This is a genomic window from Chryseobacterium sp. FH2, assembly GCF_001045455.1.
Classification (GTDB): Bacteria; Bacteroidota; Bacteroidia; order Flavobacteriales; family Weeksellaceae; genus Chryseobacterium.
The window spans coordinates 20,205-34,803 of record NZ_LFNE01000009.1 but is presented as its reverse complement, the minus strand read 5'-3'; the positions used below and the strand labels follow the sequence as shown (position 1 = coordinate 34,803).

The window sequence follows — 14,599 nt, the reverse complement described above, 5'->3', positions numbered from 1 at the left end:
TTAGTCTAATTTACTTTAATTTTAAAATAAACTTTAAATAAATTGTTTATTTTTAAACAAAATAAAAACCTATCCCTGATGCAACATCAAACAATATAAAATTCTCAAAATTTATATATTTTTACACCTCAAAATTAACAAATGTTGAAAATTTTAACCTTCATTCGAAGAAGTCTTAAAAAATCCTTCGATAATATCCGAAACGAACAACTGAAGTACAATCTGCTTCAGGCAATTCCCTTTTGGATTGGCTCAGTGATTACAGGCTTTCTTGCTGTAATGTACGCTAAAATCTTCGCTTGGGGTGAGAATCTTTTACATTTCATTATGAATTGGCATTCTTGGATGATTTTTATTATCGCTCCGATTGGTTTTGTACTTTCCTGGTGGCTGGTAAAGGAATTTGCACCAAATGCCAAAGGAAGCGGGATTCCACAGGTAATGGCAGCCGTTGAACTAGCAAATCCCAAGGAGCATACAAAAATCAGGAGTCTATTGAGCTTAAAGATCATCTTCTTTAAAATACTTTCATCCGTAATCTTGGTTATTGGAGGTGGCGCTGTCGGCCGTGAAGGTCCGACAATTCAGATTGCAGGTTCGGTTTTCCGAAAGGTAAACGAATACCTTCCCCATTGGTGGCCAAAAATTTCAAAGAAAAACATGATTATGACGGGAGCAGCAGCCGGTCTTGCTGCCGCTTTCAATACACCCCTTGGAGGAATTGTATTTGCAGTGGAAGAGCTTTCAAAAACTCATATTAATTATTTTAAAACAGCATTATTCACAGCCGTTATTATTGCAGGTTTGACGGCTCAGACATTAGCCGGCTCCTATTTATATTTAGGGTATCCAAAAACACATGATGTTTCTTTGATGGTAATGTTTCCTATTACTCTGGTAGCAGGAGTTGCGGGAATTTTGGCAAGTCAGCTTTCCGTAACGATGCTGAAGATGAATGACTGGAAGAAAAGAAAATTAAAAACAGATAAAGCAAACATAATATTTTTAGTAATCTGTGCTTTAATTATTGCATCGATAGCCTATTTCATCAACCAAGAAATCTTAGGTTCGGGAAAAGAAATTATGGAGCGTGTTCTTTTTACAAAAAACAAACATGAAGATTGGTATGTACCCATTTTGAGAATGTTTGGCCCTGCTTTATCTTTCACTTCCGGAGGAGCAGGTGGAATTTTCGCACCTGCATTAACTGCCGGAGCAAGTATCGGGTCTGTAATTTCAGGAGCTATCCATCTATCGCCAAATGAAACAAATGTTGTCGTTCTCGCAGGAATGGTCGCTTTTCTTACAGGAATAACCAGAGCCCCATTCACATCAGCAATTATTGTTCTAGAAATGACCGACAGACATTCATTAATTTTTCACTTAATGCTAGCAGGTATGGTTTCATCTATTGCTTCCATTTTAGTAAGCCGTCATTCCTTATATGATGTCATTAAAACCAACTTCTTATCAGAAATAAGAAAAGATTAAAACATCATCAGAGAAATATTAAAAATTTTATATAAAAAACTGACAAATTGAATTTTTGTATAATTTTTTATTATATTTGAGATTAATAAAAAAATAATAATTATGAGAAAAGTTTTACTGAATGCAATGTTAGTATCTCTTCCTGTATTTGGCTTCGGGCAAATATTTCAAGAGAATTTTGATGGAAATGGACCGGGTATCGCCGCCTGGACAGTAATTGACGCTGATGGATTGACCCCAGCTACAGCTGTAAATTTTATTACAAATGGATGGAATAGGATTGACAGACAAGGCGCTAATGGCAGTTTTGGAGGGCCTGCGGGAAACTACGCTGCAATGAGTACCTCTTGGTATACTCCTGCCGGAACCTCAAATGATTGGTTAATATCACCACAAGTAGCTGTATCAGGAGCTTCTCCCACTTTATATTGGGATGCTAAAGCTCAGGATGCAGAATACCCTGACGGCTACAAAGTAATGCTCGCGCCGAATGGAGGAAATACCATTGCAGATTTTACGGTACAACTTTACAGCACAGCAGGTGAAAACCCTTCGTGGACAAGCAGAGCTGCAGATTTGACACCTTATATCGGGCAAAATGTAAGATTTGCTTTCGTAAATAATAGCAATGACAAATTTATGTTGCTAGTAGACAACATAAAAGTTGATTACACTTATGTACAACCACCTCTAACCTATTGCGGACCTTTAGTCTTTGCAGACAGCTTTTTTGGAGAAGATGGTGACGAGCCTATCACTTTAGTGAATTTTGCAGGAATCAATAATGTAACAGACGACGAACTTTATGTGGGAAATTCTCATGAATTTTTCTTAGACCAGATAGCTACTGTTACTCAAGGACAATCTTACGATATTACACTTAAAGGAAATACAGGAGGAGATTACGAAAACAGTTTCGCTGTATTTATTGACTGGAATCAAAATGGTATTTTAGATGATGCAGGAGAAGTATATCAGGTAACTCAAACAATTGAAAACTCCACAGGTACAGATGCTATTCAGGCTGTTCATTCAATCGCTGTTCCGTCAACTGCTCTTACAGGAAACACCAGAATGCGTGTTAAAAAAATCTACGGAACCATTGACGATGACCCGAATTTGATTAATCCTTGTCTAGGCTCAGACTACGGCCAGGCAGAAGATTATACTGTAAATGTACTTGCTTCATCACTAGCCGTAAACGAAATAAATAAGAAAAATTCATCGTTGAAAGTATATCCAAACCCTGTAACTGATATTTTAAATATTGATTCTCAGGCAAAAGTGAAATCTATTAAAGTATATGATTTAAGTGGCAAAAATGTTCTTAGTTCAGAAATTAATCAAACTAAATTCGATGTTAATTTATCCCGATTGACTTCCGGAACTTACATTTTAACTGCTGAAACGGAAAACGGTTTACAGTCTGCAAAAGTAATTAAAAAGTAATTTTTAAAATAAAAATAATTCTTAAAGACCTGCATTGCGGGTCTTTTTTATTGAATAAAGTTTTTTAAGATATTGCATATTACAAATAAAATGCATAATTTTGCACCTCGAAATAATTAACAAATTCATTTAACATTATGAACAATTACGAAACTGTTTTCATTTTAACTCCCGTTCTATCTGACGCTCAGGTGGAGGAAGCAGTGAAAAAATTCGAAGATCTTATCAAAGAGAAGAACTGCGAAATCGTTGCCAAAGAAAATTGGGGACTAAAAAAATTAGCATATCCGATTCAATTAAAAAAGAACGGATTTTACACTTTAATCGAATTTAAAGGTGAAGGTACTGTAGTTGCTGATCTAGAATTGGCATTCAAACGTGACGAAAGAGTAATTCGTTACCTTACTACAAAACTAGACAAGCATGCTATCGAGTACGCTATCACTAGAAGAACTAAAGTAAAAACAGCTAAGGCTTAATTATTAACCCAATTTAAAAAAGACAAGACATGGCAATAGATGATATGGCTAAACAAGCCTCAGCTGGAGGAGAATCAGAAGTAAAATTCCTTACTCCGCTTGATATCAATACAAAATCTGAAAAGAAATATTGTAGATTCAAAAAATTCGGAATTAAGCACGTTGATTACAAAGATGCTGATTTCTTATTACAATTCGTAAATGAGCAAGGTAAAATCTTACCAAGAAGATACACTGGAACATCTTTGAAATACCAAAGAAAAGTTTCTGCTGCTATCAAAAGAGCAAGACATTTATCTTTGATGCCTTACGTAGCTGACTTATTAAAATAGGCCAAGTAAAAAAATAAATAAAAGAAGAAGGTTCGCTTTCTTCTTTTGTTGCTGAATAAATAATTTTAATTCTAACTTGATTTTAGACATCTAAAATCTAAAAAAGGACAACAACAATGGACATTATCCTAAAAAAAGACGTAGAAAACTTAGGTCTTGAATTCGATACAGTAAGCGTAAAGCCAGGGTATGCTAGAAACTTTTTAATTCCTCAAGGAATTGCTCTTTTAGCTACGCCTAAAAATAAAGCAGCTCTGGAAGCTACTTTAGAAGCTAGAAAAGAAGAAGAAGCTAAATTAATCGCTGCTGCTAACGCTGTAGTTGAGCAATTGAAGAAAACTTCTATCACTATCCCTGCGAAAGTAGGTTCAGGAGATAAATTATTCGGATCTATCAACAATGCAGATCTTTCTGCTGCTCTAGAAAAAGCTGGAGTTTCTGTAGAGAAGAAATATATCAAAATTCCAGGGAATACTATTAAGAGAACTGGTAAAGTAATTGCCAACATCAGATTACACAGAAACGTTGAGTACAATTTTGAATTCGATATCGTATCTGATGCTCCGGTAGAAGCTCCTAAACCGGCTGCTGCTCCTAAAGCTAAAGTAGAAGAAACTCCTTCTGAAGAAGCTTAAAATTTAAGAGATTTTCTCAAAATATATAAAAACCACTTCGTTTGAAGTGGTTTTTCTTTTATCTGTTACCTTTTAGACGTTGTTGATATTCCGTCGGGGGTATACCAATAACTTTTTTGAAAATATTACTGAAAGAGGACAAGCTGTTGTACCCTACCATCATTGCAATCTCATACATATTATATTTTTCTTCAATCATTAATTCCAAAGAACGGGTAATTCTTAAAGCACGAAGAAAGCGAACATAATTCATCCCTAAAATCTCTTTAAATTTCCTTGATAAGGTTCTTGTGCTCATCCCGAATTCTTTTGCAGTAGATTCAATCGTTAAAGGCTTTTCAAGATTTGCATGGATGTATTGGGCGATCTTTAATAAAGTTTCATCATTGGGAAAAGGATGCTGAACGGGGAATGCCAGTTTTTTATCTCTTTTTTCAGGTAAAATTGCTTTTAATGCTTTGAGAAAAAAATATTTATCATTATCATTTTTTGTGATTTTCCCATCCCAATCTTTTGTATACAGAATCATCTCTCGCAGCAAATGACTGACTGAATAAATATTAATTTCATCAAAAAAGCCACTCTCATTTTCTTCTTTTTTAAAATAAAAATTATATAAATCTACTTTCGGACTGGTGGAAAAAATATAATGGGGCGTTCCTGCAGGAATCCACATAAAGCACCTGGCCGGTAGATACCAGTGTTTCAAATCTGTAAAAATATGCACTATACCGCCTTCCGCATATACTAATTGTGCAGAACTGTGATGATGTATTTCTGTTTTCACATTTCCTGTGAGAACATGATAAACATAAAATTCTGCATCAACTTCTTCAACGGCTCCGAAATGACTGTCATTCATAAAATAAAGGTAACAATAAAATTTTAATTTGGCGTAAATGAGAAAATCTTTTTCTGTTTTCACAAATAGTGTCCGATACTTCACAACGTAAATTTGCAGTATCAAAATCAATTTAGCAAAAAAACTTTAATAAATTTATGAAAATGATATTTGACGCACACAGATATCACTGTATTGCGTTGTGCTTATTACTGATAAGCAGTCTTTTACATTCACAAATGATAGATTATCAGCATCTCAGCTTACAACAGGCAGTTGAGATTGGACTAAAGAATAACAAAAACATTCAGATAAGTCATTTAAAAAACGAAATGTCCGAAACCAAAGAAAAAGACCTCAAAATGGAAAAACTTCCGGATATTGAATTTCATACAAGTTACAATCAGGTTACCAATCTTTTTCAGCACGAAAATGGCGTATTTGGAAAAGCAACAAAATATGATATTATCAACGGAATGTATGACTTTACTCTTTCCGCATCAATTCCGGTTTATATGGGAGGAAAAATTAAAAATACAGAGAAAAAAGCAGCGATTGATACCGAAATCTCCTCATTAAAAACTCAGCTGGATGAAAGACAACTGACAATGCAAATTATTACTGCCTTTCTTCAAATTCATCATTTAAAAGAACAGCAGGGTTTAATTAATGATAAAATGAAAGAAGATTCTGTGAATATCAAGCAAGTAAAAGCCTTAAAAGCAAATGGAGTTGTAACGGTGAATGAAGTGTTGAGAACATCTTTACAACTGTCTAATCACAAAATGAGCTGGACAGAACTGGATAACGATATTCAGATTGCAGAACACCAATTAAAAACAATTCTTTCACTTCCCGAAAATCAGGAAATGCACGTTGATACAGTAGATTTAATTTCAGAAAAAGCAGAAGTCCCTTATATAGATGAATTGACAGAAACCGCTTTATATAAAAATGAATCCAATAAAATAACACATAAAAATCTTTCGCTTAAAGAATTAGACCAAAAAATTACAAAAGCTGATTATTTACCGAAAATTACAGCAGGCGGTGAGTATTTTTTGAAGTATCCAAATATGATGTTTTTTCCTCCCGAACCCTACGCTTACCGTCTAGGAATGATTGGAGCCAGCCTTACCTATCCTATCGAAAGTTTATATAAAAATAAGTACAAAATGCAGGAGGCAAAAGAAAATATCAACTTGGCAAAGCTTCAGATTGAGGAAAATGAAGAAAATATCAGACATAGTGTTTACGAAGCTTACAAAAAGTTTGAAGAAACCGGCCAAAAGGTAAAAATCGCTGAAGAGGCAATCAATCAGGCAAAGGAAAACTATCGCATTGTAAGAACAAAATATGCAAATAAATTAAGCCTAATAACCGAATTAATCGATGCCGACAACGCTTATTTGGAAGCTCAATCTAACCTTATTTCCGTAAGAATCAACAGACAACTTAAATATTATCAACTCCAATATACGATTGGAAACTTGTAAAACTATGGCACAAAAGCAATTGACCCGAAAGGAGAAAAGAATCAACAAAACGATTACCTTATTGGCATGGATTTTAATTATCAGCGGAATAGCGGGGATGATAAGTTTCTATCTTTTTTCCAGAAAAAATGTTACGACAAACGATGCACAAATCGAGCAATATATTACTCCTGTTTCAAGTAAAGTATCAGGTTTCATTACAACTATTAAGTTTAACGAAAATCAATTCGTTCATAAAGGAGACACCTTAATTATTATTGACAATCGTGAATTCGTCAATCAGGTGAAAATGGCTGAAGCCAATCTCCATGCAAATTCTGAGAATATTAATACGATTGAAAGCGGTGTCAACACAAAAGAAAGTGACACCAAAATTATCGATGCCAAAATCGCTTCCGCAAAAATCGATATCTGGAGAACCGAACAGGATTTTAAAAGATATAAAAACTTAGTTTCAGAAGATGCTGCAACCGAACAGCAATTTGAAAATGTAAAAGCATCTTACGAACAGGCAAAAGCTAACCTTTTGGCTTTAGAACAACAAAAAAATGCAGTAAGAGCCAGTGTCAATGAGCAGGAAACAAAAGTTGCTCCGGTAAAAAGCCAGATTCAGCAAAGTTCCGCAAGTCTGAACAATGCTAAGCTTTTTCTTTCCTATACAGTTGTTACAGCCCCTTATGACGGTTGGGTGGGTAAGAAAACCATTCAGGAAGGTCAGCTGATTAAAGAAGGTCAGGCTTTGGTGCAAATCGTAAGCAAAGAAAAATGGATTATTGCCAACTATAAAGAAACCCAGTTGGGGCAAATCGACCAAAATAAAGAAGTTATCATCACAGCGGATGCTTATCCTGACGTAGAATTTAAAGGAAAAATAGTTTCTGTTTCTCCTGCTTCCGGTTCACAATTTTCTTTAGTAAAACCGGATAATGCAACCGGAAATTTTGTAAAAATCGAGCAGAGGTTTCCGGTAAAAATTATTCTCAATAATAATCAAAACAACGAAAAACTACTTTCCGGAATGAATGTTCTGGTGAGTGCAAAAAAGATATAGAGCTTGAGTGTGTGGGTATAAAATATGTAACTCCCTTAATTTTCAAATTATCTCATTTTTCAAATTAAATTATTTTTTAGCGAAAAGGCAGAATCGCAAGTTTGTCATCTTACCTTTACTTTTATACCTTGCCTCTTTGTCTTTTCGCATTTCTTTCAAAAAATCATGCAGCACAATACAATCTATCATAAATGGGTACCACAATGGCTAAAATTACCACTTTTGGTTTTAGCACTGTTTCCCCACCTGATGTTGTTGTCGATATTACACTCTAATAGCGCTTTTACATCTTCTTTTATGGATGTAGATTCAGACGACATCCAATACTTAATGATTTTGATGTATGGGACATTTGTAGTTACCCTTTTAGTGATACAAAGGTTTATGGCTTATTTCAGTGTGAAATATTATGTTCTGCTGATGTCTTCCATTTCCGTTATAATCCTCTATCTTTTATCGGTCACCAATGATTATCATCTCATTTTGGTTATCCGGTTTTTAGAAGGAATTTTCGGAGTATTGGAAGGCGCTATTTTTTTACCATTGATTATTGCCGAATTAAAAACCAGACACGCTAAAATCATCGCCTATCTTTTTATGTATACAATAATGCTGACAGGCGGAACCATCACAACATCTTTATTAAAATCCAGTATTGAAGATTATGATTTCCAGCATATGATTTTAATGATGGTATATTTTCATATTTTTATTTTAATTATCGGAATTGCCATTTTCAACAGAAACAGATTTTTCCCAAAAAAGCCCTTGTATCAATTGGATATTACAAGCTGGTTTTTGCTTTGGGCTTGCCTGCAATCGGGAGGTTATGCCATTATTTATGGGAAAAGGCTGATGTGGTTTGAATCCGATATCATCATTATTTGTCTTTTCGTTTTTATGATTTCGGGAGGATTATTTATGTTAAAACAAAGGAATTCCAAACGCCCGATTTTTCATTTTGAGGTTTTCAGTTCTAAAAATGTGATTGTCGGCATGTTGTTATTCTTTATATTTTATTTAATTCGTTCCGGTTTAAATAATGTTTACATTATCATGGCAACCGTCTGGAAATGGCCATGGGATTATATTGTCAACATACAATACTGGAATGTTTTCGGGACACTTTTAGGTGTTTTTATATCCGGAATTTGTTTAACCAAAGGTATTTCCTCAAGAATCGTTTTCTTCACAGGATTTTTACTATTAGCGGTTGATTGTGCCTGGTTTACCTATACTTTTTATCCTGATACTACCCTTTCAACGATTTGTCCGCCTTTATTTTTACAGGGAATCGCGCAAGGTTTATTATTTACGCCCCTGGTTTTCTTTTTAATTTCAGGAATGCCGGAAGAATATGTTTCCAATGCGACAGCCTTAGGAACGACAACCCGTTTCTGGACCACCGCAATCGGATATGCTTTGATGCAGAATTTGATGTTATTTTTAACCTTAAAACATTCAGATGCTTTAAGTTATAATCTAACTGATACAAACCCTGTTTTTTATTCCCAATGGAACCAGATTTTCGGAGCAAATATTTCAAAATTACCCACGAATGAGTCTTTATCGATGACCGCAGGGGCTTTTAAAGCAAAAATTAACGCACAGGCAATCCTGCTTTCCAATATGGAAATTTTTACGGGCTTATTCTGGTTGGCATTAATTACAGCCCTGCTTTTATTATTATATCATCCTGTAAAAATAGTTATCAGAAATATTATGTAGAGTTTAGGCAGAAAATTTGCATTAATTCCTCAAATTCATGGTATGGAAATTCAGGAAATCGCAGCAAATCAGAAAGAGTTTTTCAAAACACAACAAACAAAAAATATTAAGTTTAGGAAAATTTATCTTGAAAAACTAAAAGAGATTATCATTAAAAATGAAAACCTTTTATATGAATCGATATACAAAGATTTCGGCAAATCAAAATTCGATACGTTTACAACGGAGATTTCCTTTATTGTAAATGATATTAATTATTATTTAAAGAATCTAAAATCCCTTTCCAAACCTGAGAAAGTCAGAACCAATCTTGTCAATCAAATCGGAAAAAGCAGAATTCATCCTGAGCCTTTAGGAAACATTCTGGTCATCGGAGCGTGGAATTATCCTTATCAATTATCAATATCTCCTGTGGTTGCGGCTTTGGCAGCAGGCAATTGTTGCATTCTAAAACCAAGTGAAATTGCCGAAAATACCATGAAAGCAATGGCACAAATCATTAATGAAAATTTTCCACCGGAATATTTATATGTTTATGAGGGCGGAATCGAAGAAACAACAGAGCTTTTAAAATTAAAATTTGATAAAATATTTTTCACCGGAAGTACAAAAATTGGGAAAATTGTTTACAAAGCAGCAGCAGAACATTTAACTCCGGTTACTTTAGAATTAGGAGGAAAATCTCCTGCGATTATTACAAAAGATGCCGACCTTGAAGTTTCAGCCAAAAGAATCATTTGGGGAAAATTCTTAAATGCAGGTCAGACTTGTGTCGCTCCGGATTATTTATTGGTCGAAGAATCTATTCAGGAGCAATTTTTAGAAATGCTTAGACATTACATCAAAGAATTCAGCTATCAGCCAAATTCTGAACATTACACCAGAATTATTAATCAAAAGAATTTTGAACGGTTAATTCAACTAATTGATAGAAATAAAATTTACTCCGGCGGAAATTTTAATAGAGAAAAATTATTTATCGAACCAACTATTTTAACGAATATTAGTTGGAATGATAAAGTAATGGAAGAAGAGATTTTCGGACCGGTTTTACCTGTAATATCTTTTAATAATTTTAACCTTGTTTTAAGCGAAATTTTGGAACTGGAAAAACCTCTGGCTGCTTATTTATTCACCAATAATTCTGAAGAAAAAGAAAATTTTAAGAATAAACTTTCTTTTGGAGGAGGCTGTATCAATGATGTGATGATGCATTTGGGAAATGAACATCTTCCATTTGGCGGAGTTGGAAATTCGGGAATTGGAAATTATCACGGAAAATTTGGTTTTGAAACTTTTTCACACCAAAAAGCAATCCTGGAAAAAGTAACCTGGGGAGAACCTGATATAAAATACCCGCCTTATTCTGAAAAAAAATTCAATTGGATTAAAAAACTGATTTAAATTATTCCTAATCAGTGAATTTAAAACGCTTTTTTTATTTATTAAATACCCCTCCTTAATAAACTAAAGAGGGGTTATTTATTAATATTAAATTTTTCCTTTTTCTAAAAACTCTTTCACTTTTTCCTTACTGTATCCCTTTCCGTCTTCTAAAATTTCACTTTGTTGAACATGAATTTTTTTACCATTTTTATCTAAGATAATAAAAAAAGGATAAAACTGTTGTGCATTGATATCGATATATTGAGCAAAAACTTTTTCGTTTTTATTATCCGGGGAATAATTCAAATGATAATAAAGATAATTTTTATCAACCAATTCCTTTAGTTCAGGAGTAGTCTGCACAAATTGATTGAAACGTAAACACCAAATGCACCAGTTTCCGCCAGCCTGAATCATTATATTTTTTCCTTCTTTTTTAGCCTGGGTTACTAATTGATTAATATCGGCTTGTGCATCAGCCTTTGGATTATAAGGTTTAGGTAATTTTGCTTTCTCTTCAGCAGCTTTTTTCTTGGCATCCAGTTCTGCGTGGTCAGTTTTCACCAACAAAGCCTTTTCAGCTTCTCTTACATCGGGTTTATCTTTCATTTCCTGGGAGAAAGCGAAAAAACTTAATCCTAAGAACGCTGTTAAAAGTAATTTTTTCATACTATAAAAATAAAAAAATAATACTTATTGCAAGCAAAAATAGAACCATAATTTTATTATCCGTAAATTTGCCTGTTTTATGAATTTCTTAATCAAAATACTGTACTTCATTTCTAAGCTTCCGCTAAAAATTTTATATATTTTTTCGGATATAATATTCTTTTTAAATTATTATTTCGTGGGATACAGAAAAATTGTAATCACCAGGAATCTTAGAAATTCCTTTCCAGAAAAAACAGAAGATGAAATCAGAGAAATCAGAAAAAATTTTTATCACAATTTCTCCGATTATTTAGTGGAAACAGTGAAATCTTTCAGTATTTCTGAAACAGAATCAAGGGTGAGAATGCAGCATATCAACCAAGATGTATTTCATGACGCTAAAGCAGAAGGAAAAAATATCATTTTGCTGGCAGGACATGTTTTTAACTGGGAATGGATTAACGCCTTAGCAAAAACACTTCCGCAAGCCCACTGCCACCCTGTTTACAGAAAAGTAAACAGTGATTTTTGGGAAAACCAGATGAAAAAAGTCCGAAACAAATTCGGAAACGAAGCTTTGGAAGCCAATGAGGTGATCCGCAACATATTGAGAAATAAAAACAACGGAGATTCAATATATATGTTTGTTGCAGATCAGACTCCGCATTCAGCGAGTGTTACCTATGGTTTGGAGTTTCTCAATCAAAGAACCCCTGTATTTATCGGATACGACAAGCTTGCCACCAGACTGGATCTGGCTTTCATTTATTGCGAAATGAAGAAGGTTAAACGTGGCTATTACCAGGTAAATTATCAAAGAATTTATCCTGACGGAGAAAAATTTGTAGATCATGAAGTCGTGAAAAAATTTCATAAATTATTGGAAAATACTTTACACAAGCGTCCTGACAATTATCTTTGGTCACATAGAAAATGGAAATACCAGGATTCTATAAAAGAATACGATTCTGAAAAAATTTAGATTTAAATGTCAAAAAAATTAGCTGTTGCCATATTAAACTGGAATGGAAAAAACTGGCTTGAAAAGTTTCTCCCAAGCGTAGTTCATTTTTCAGAAAATGCAGATGTTTATGTGATTGATAACCTTTCTACAGACGATTCTATAAAATTTTTACAGAACAATTTCTCATCTGTAAAAGTTATTAAAAATAACAGAAACTATGGTTTTGCAGGAGGTTATAATGAAGGTTTAAAACATATTGAAGCTGAATATTATTGCCTTTTAAATTCAGATGTAGAAGTTACCGAAAACTGGATAAACCCTGTCTTGAATTTATTTGAAAAAGACCCGTCAATTTCAGCAGTTCAGCCAAAAATTTTATCTTTCAACAATAAAAATTATTTTGAATTTGCAGGAGCAGCAGGTGGTTTGATAGACAATTTAGGATATCCCTATTGCAGAGGCCGTATTTTTGATAGTTTGGAAGAAGATAAGGGGCAATATAATGATGAAACAGAAATTTTCTGGGCTTCAGGGTGCTGTTTTTTTATTCGTTCCAAGGATTTTTGGGAACAAAGGGGTTTTGATGAAAGATTTTTTGCGCATCAGGAAGAAATAGATCTTTGCTGGAGGCTTATCAACTCCGGAAAGAAAATCTTTTATACCGGAAAATCTAAAGTGTATCATGTCGGAGGAGGAACTTTAAATAAACAAAGTCCTCACAAAACATATTTAAATATCAGGAATAATCTTTCTATGCTGCTGAAAAATTTACCCTTTCCAAAACTGATTTGGTTAATATTTTTCAGGCTTTGCTTAGATGGACTTGCTGCTGTATATTTTGCTTTTAAAAACGGGTTTTCCCACCTCTGGGCAGTTGCAAGAGCCCATTTTGCTTTTTATGGACAAACTTTGGAAACATGGAAGCTTCGACAACGGCATCAGAAAGAAAAATTTTATCAGACTAAATGGTTAATTTTTAAACATTTTTTAGGAAGAAAAACGAATTAGATTTAGGTAAAAAATAATTCATAACTAATTTAAAGATGGATTTTTGTGCAATAGATTTTGAAACAGCTACCCACGAGAAAAGCTCTGCGTGTGAGATGGGCATCTGTATTGTACAGGACTCTAAAATTGTGGAAACAAAAACATGGCTTATAAAGCCCCCTAGTTTCCCTTATTTCAGCAGGTTTAATATAGATGTTCACGGCATTTATCCGGAAGATGTAAAAGATGCTCCTACATTTGATGAAATCTGGTACGAAGCAGAAGAAATGATGTACGGAACATTGATGATTGCACACAATGCCGGTTTTGATGCTGGGGTTCTAAGAGGATGTCTGGAACATTACGGTATGTTTACTCCAAAATTACAATATTTATGCAGTATCCAGCTGGCTAAAAAATCGTGGAATTACTTACCTAAATATGGCCTAAAACACTTGGCTGAATATCATCAAATCAAGTTCAATCATCACAGAGCGGGAGCTGATGCGGAAGTTTGTGCAAAAATTTCTTTACTGGCTTTTGAAAAATTATTTCTTACAAGCAATGAAGAGGTTTTAGACTATATGAAGCTAAAAATTAAAAAGCTGTAATTTTCATTTTACCACAGGGTTAACACAGAATGGCTGCATATCATTATTTATTAAACACAATCCTTCTCATTTGCCTCCTTTGCATTAATACTTTCTTTGTCTTAATTTAGTTACTTAAAACTTCGGACAATAAATTAAATTTCGGAATATCTATTTCAAAATTCTCCTGTGTTTCCATGTTTTTAACTAAGTATTTTCCGCTCATACTTCCCACTCCGGAGCGGAGCATAACATTAGAAAAATACGCAAAATTATCACTTATTGGAATTTCGGGTGTCAAACCTATAACTCCATCGCCAATAATCTCTGTATATCCAAAACCAACATCGAAAATAAGCCATTTTCTTTTAAGAACTTTGATCGGAAAACTTCCTTCATTTTCAATTGTAATGTTGTATTTAAAAACATAACGGTTTTCTGACGGATAACTGTTTTTACTATCATATTCAGGTATAACTGAAACTTTGATATTTAAAGTCATTTTTGAAAACATCACTT

At 33.8% G+C, this 14,599-nt stretch carries 14 protein-coding genes and 1 pseudogene; 12 read left to right on the top strand and 3 right to left on the bottom strand.

Features of this window, described 5'->3' with window-relative positions:
* The first annotated feature begins 141 nt into the window (after positions 1 to 141).
* The 5 genes from ACM39_RS13990 to rplI all read left to right on the top strand — a co-directional run bounded on the left by ACM39_RS13990 (position 142) and on the right by rplI (position 4,386).
* Complete coding sequence (locus ACM39_RS13990) at positions 142 to 1,491, top strand: chloride channel protein (RefSeq protein WP_048511677.1); 1,350 nt, start codon at positions 142 to 144, stop codon at positions 1,489 to 1,491.
* 102 nt (positions 1,492 to 1,593) lie between these two features.
* A complete protein-coding gene (locus ACM39_RS13985) occupies positions 1,594 to 2,940 on the top strand; it encodes a T9SS-dependent choice-of-anchor J family protein (RefSeq protein WP_048511676.1) in 1,347 nt (448 codons plus the stop codon).
* Between the two features lie 137 nt (positions 2,941 to 3,077).
* Positions 3,078 to 3,419 carry a 30S ribosomal protein S6 gene (gene rpsF / locus ACM39_RS13980; protein WP_048511675.1) on the top strand — a complete coding sequence of 114 codons (342 nt, stop codon included), beginning with the start codon at positions 3,078 to 3,080 and terminating at the stop codon, positions 3,417 to 3,419.
* Between the two features lie 29 nt (positions 3,420 to 3,448).
* Positions 3,449 to 3,751 carry a 30S ribosomal protein S18 gene (rpsR, locus tag ACM39_RS13975; protein WP_034711446.1) on the top strand — a complete coding sequence of 101 codons (303 nt, stop codon included), beginning with the start codon at positions 3,449 to 3,451 and terminating at the stop codon, positions 3,749 to 3,751.
* Positions 3,752 to 3,867: 116 nt separating this feature from the next.
* A complete protein-coding gene (rplI, locus tag ACM39_RS13970) occupies positions 3,868 to 4,386 on the top strand; it encodes a 50S ribosomal protein L9 (RefSeq protein WP_048511674.1) in 519 nt (172 codons plus the stop codon).
* 58 nt (positions 4,387 to 4,444) lie between these two features.
* Here the strand turns inward: rplI and ACM39_RS13965 are convergent, their stop codons facing one another.
* Positions 4,445 to 5,248: a helix-turn-helix domain-containing protein gene (locus ACM39_RS13965; protein ID WP_228377121.1), complete on the bottom strand. Its 804-nt coding sequence runs from the start codon at positions 5,246 to 5,248 to the stop codon at positions 4,445 to 4,447.
* Between the two features lie 137 nt (positions 5,249 to 5,385).
* On the opposite strand from ACM39_RS13965, the gene ACM39_RS13960 reads away from it, so the two are divergent.
* The 4 genes and pseudogenes from ACM39_RS13960 to ACM39_RS13945 all read left to right on the top strand — a co-directional run.
* Positions 5,386 to 6,723, top strand: coding sequence for a TolC family protein (locus tag ACM39_RS13960; RefSeq protein ID WP_228377120.1), 1,338 nt, complete (start codon positions 5,386 to 5,388; stop codon positions 6,721 to 6,723).
* Positions 6,724 to 6,727: 4 nt separating this feature from the next.
* On the top strand, positions 6,728 to 7,774 hold the full coding sequence (locus ACM39_RS13955; RefSeq protein WP_048511671.1) for an HlyD family secretion protein: 1,047 nt from the start codon (positions 6,728 to 6,730) through the stop codon (positions 7,772 to 7,774).
* 165 nt (positions 7,775 to 7,939) lie between these two features.
* Positions 7,940 to 9,502: a hypothetical protein gene (locus ACM39_RS13950; RefSeq protein WP_131701462.1), complete on the top strand. Its 1,563-nt coding sequence runs from the start codon at positions 7,940 to 7,942 to the stop codon at positions 9,500 to 9,502.
* A gap of 21 nt (positions 9,503 to 9,523) precedes the next feature.
* Positions 9,524 to 10,906 (top strand): annotated as a pseudogene (locus ACM39_RS13945) (aldehyde dehydrogenase); the annotation flags it as partial.
* An 87-nt stretch (positions 10,907 to 10,993) separates the two neighbouring features.
* On the opposite strand, the gene ACM39_RS13940 reads toward ACM39_RS13945, so the two are convergent.
* A complete protein-coding gene (locus tag ACM39_RS13940) occupies positions 10,994 to 11,557 on the bottom strand; it encodes a thioredoxin family protein (RefSeq protein WP_053073331.1) in 564 nt (187 codons plus the stop codon).
* Between the two features lie 79 nt (positions 11,558 to 11,636).
* On the opposite strand from ACM39_RS13940, the gene ACM39_RS13935 reads away from it, so the two are divergent.
* The 3 genes from ACM39_RS13935 to ACM39_RS13925 are packed head-to-tail and all read left to right on the top strand — an operon-like array spanning position 11,637 to position 14,101.
* Positions 11,637 to 12,521, top strand: coding sequence for a lysophospholipid acyltransferase family protein (locus tag ACM39_RS13935; protein ID WP_048511668.1), 885 nt, complete (start codon positions 11,637 to 11,639; stop codon positions 12,519 to 12,521).
* Between the two features lie 6 nt (positions 12,522 to 12,527).
* Positions 12,528 to 13,511 (top strand): glycosyltransferase family 2 protein, encoded by a 984-nt coding sequence (locus tag ACM39_RS13930; RefSeq protein WP_048511667.1) that lies wholly within the window; start codon positions 12,528 to 12,530, stop codon positions 13,509 to 13,511.
* Between the two features lie 35 nt (positions 13,512 to 13,546).
* Positions 13,547 to 14,101: a 3'-5' exonuclease gene (locus ACM39_RS13925; protein ID WP_048511666.1), complete on the top strand. Its 555-nt coding sequence runs from the start codon at positions 13,547 to 13,549 to the stop codon at positions 14,099 to 14,101.
* Between the two features lie 106 nt (positions 14,102 to 14,207).
* Here ACM39_RS13925 and apaG read toward each other — a convergent pair whose 3' ends face one another.
* On the bottom strand, positions 14,208 to 14,582 hold the full coding sequence (apaG, locus tag ACM39_RS13920; RefSeq protein WP_228377119.1) for a Co2+/Mg2+ efflux protein ApaG: 375 nt from the start codon (positions 14,580 to 14,582) through the stop codon (positions 14,208 to 14,210).
* Positions 14,583 to 14,599 lie beyond the last annotated feature (17 nt).

Bases quoted from the DNA above. Each gene is read 5' to 3' on its own strand.
- ACM39_RS13930 (WP_048511667.1), top strand. From the start codon at position 12,528: ATGTCAAAAAAATTAGCTGTTGCCATATTAAACTGGAATGGAAAAAAC.
- ACM39_RS13940 (WP_053073331.1), bottom strand. From the start codon at position 11,557: ATGAAAAAATTACTTTTAACAGCGTTCTTAGGATTAAGTTTTTTCGCT.
- ACM39_RS13990 (WP_048511677.1), top strand. From the start codon at position 142: ATGTTGAAAATTTTAACCTTCATTCGAAGAAGTCTTAAAAAATCCTTC.
- rplI (WP_048511674.1), top strand. From the start codon at position 3,868: ATGGACATTATCCTAAAAAAAGACGTAGAAAACTTAGGTCTTGAATTC.
- apaG (WP_228377119.1), bottom strand. From the start codon at position 14,582: ATGACTTTAAATATCAAAGTTTCAGTTATACCTGAATATGATAGTAAA.
- rpsF (WP_048511675.1), top strand. From the start codon at position 3,078: ATGAACAATTACGAAACTGTTTTCATTTTAACTCCCGTTCTATCTGAC.
- ACM39_RS13925 (WP_048511666.1), top strand. From the start codon at position 13,547: ATGGATTTTTGTGCAATAGATTTTGAAACAGCTACCCACGAGAAAAGC.
- ACM39_RS13950 (WP_131701462.1), top strand. From the start codon at position 7,940: ATGCAGCACAATACAATCTATCATAAATGGGTACCACAATGGCTAAAA.
- ACM39_RS13955 (WP_048511671.1), top strand. From the start codon at position 6,728: ATGGCACAAAAGCAATTGACCCGAAAGGAGAAAAGAATCAACAAAACG.
- ACM39_RS13985 (WP_048511676.1), top strand. From the start codon at position 1,594: ATGAGAAAAGTTTTACTGAATGCAATGTTAGTATCTCTTCCTGTATTT.
- ACM39_RS13960 (WP_228377120.1), top strand. From the start codon at position 5,386: ATGAAAATGATATTTGACGCACACAGATATCACTGTATTGCGTTGTGC.
- ACM39_RS13965 (WP_228377121.1), bottom strand. From the start codon at position 5,248: ATGAATGACAGTCATTTCGGAGCCGTTGAAGAAGTTGATGCAGAATTT.
- rpsR (WP_034711446.1), top strand. From the start codon at position 3,449: ATGGCAATAGATGATATGGCTAAACAAGCCTCAGCTGGAGGAGAATCA.
- ACM39_RS13935 (WP_048511668.1), top strand. From the start codon at position 11,637: ATGAATTTCTTAATCAAAATACTGTACTTCATTTCTAAGCTTCCGCTA.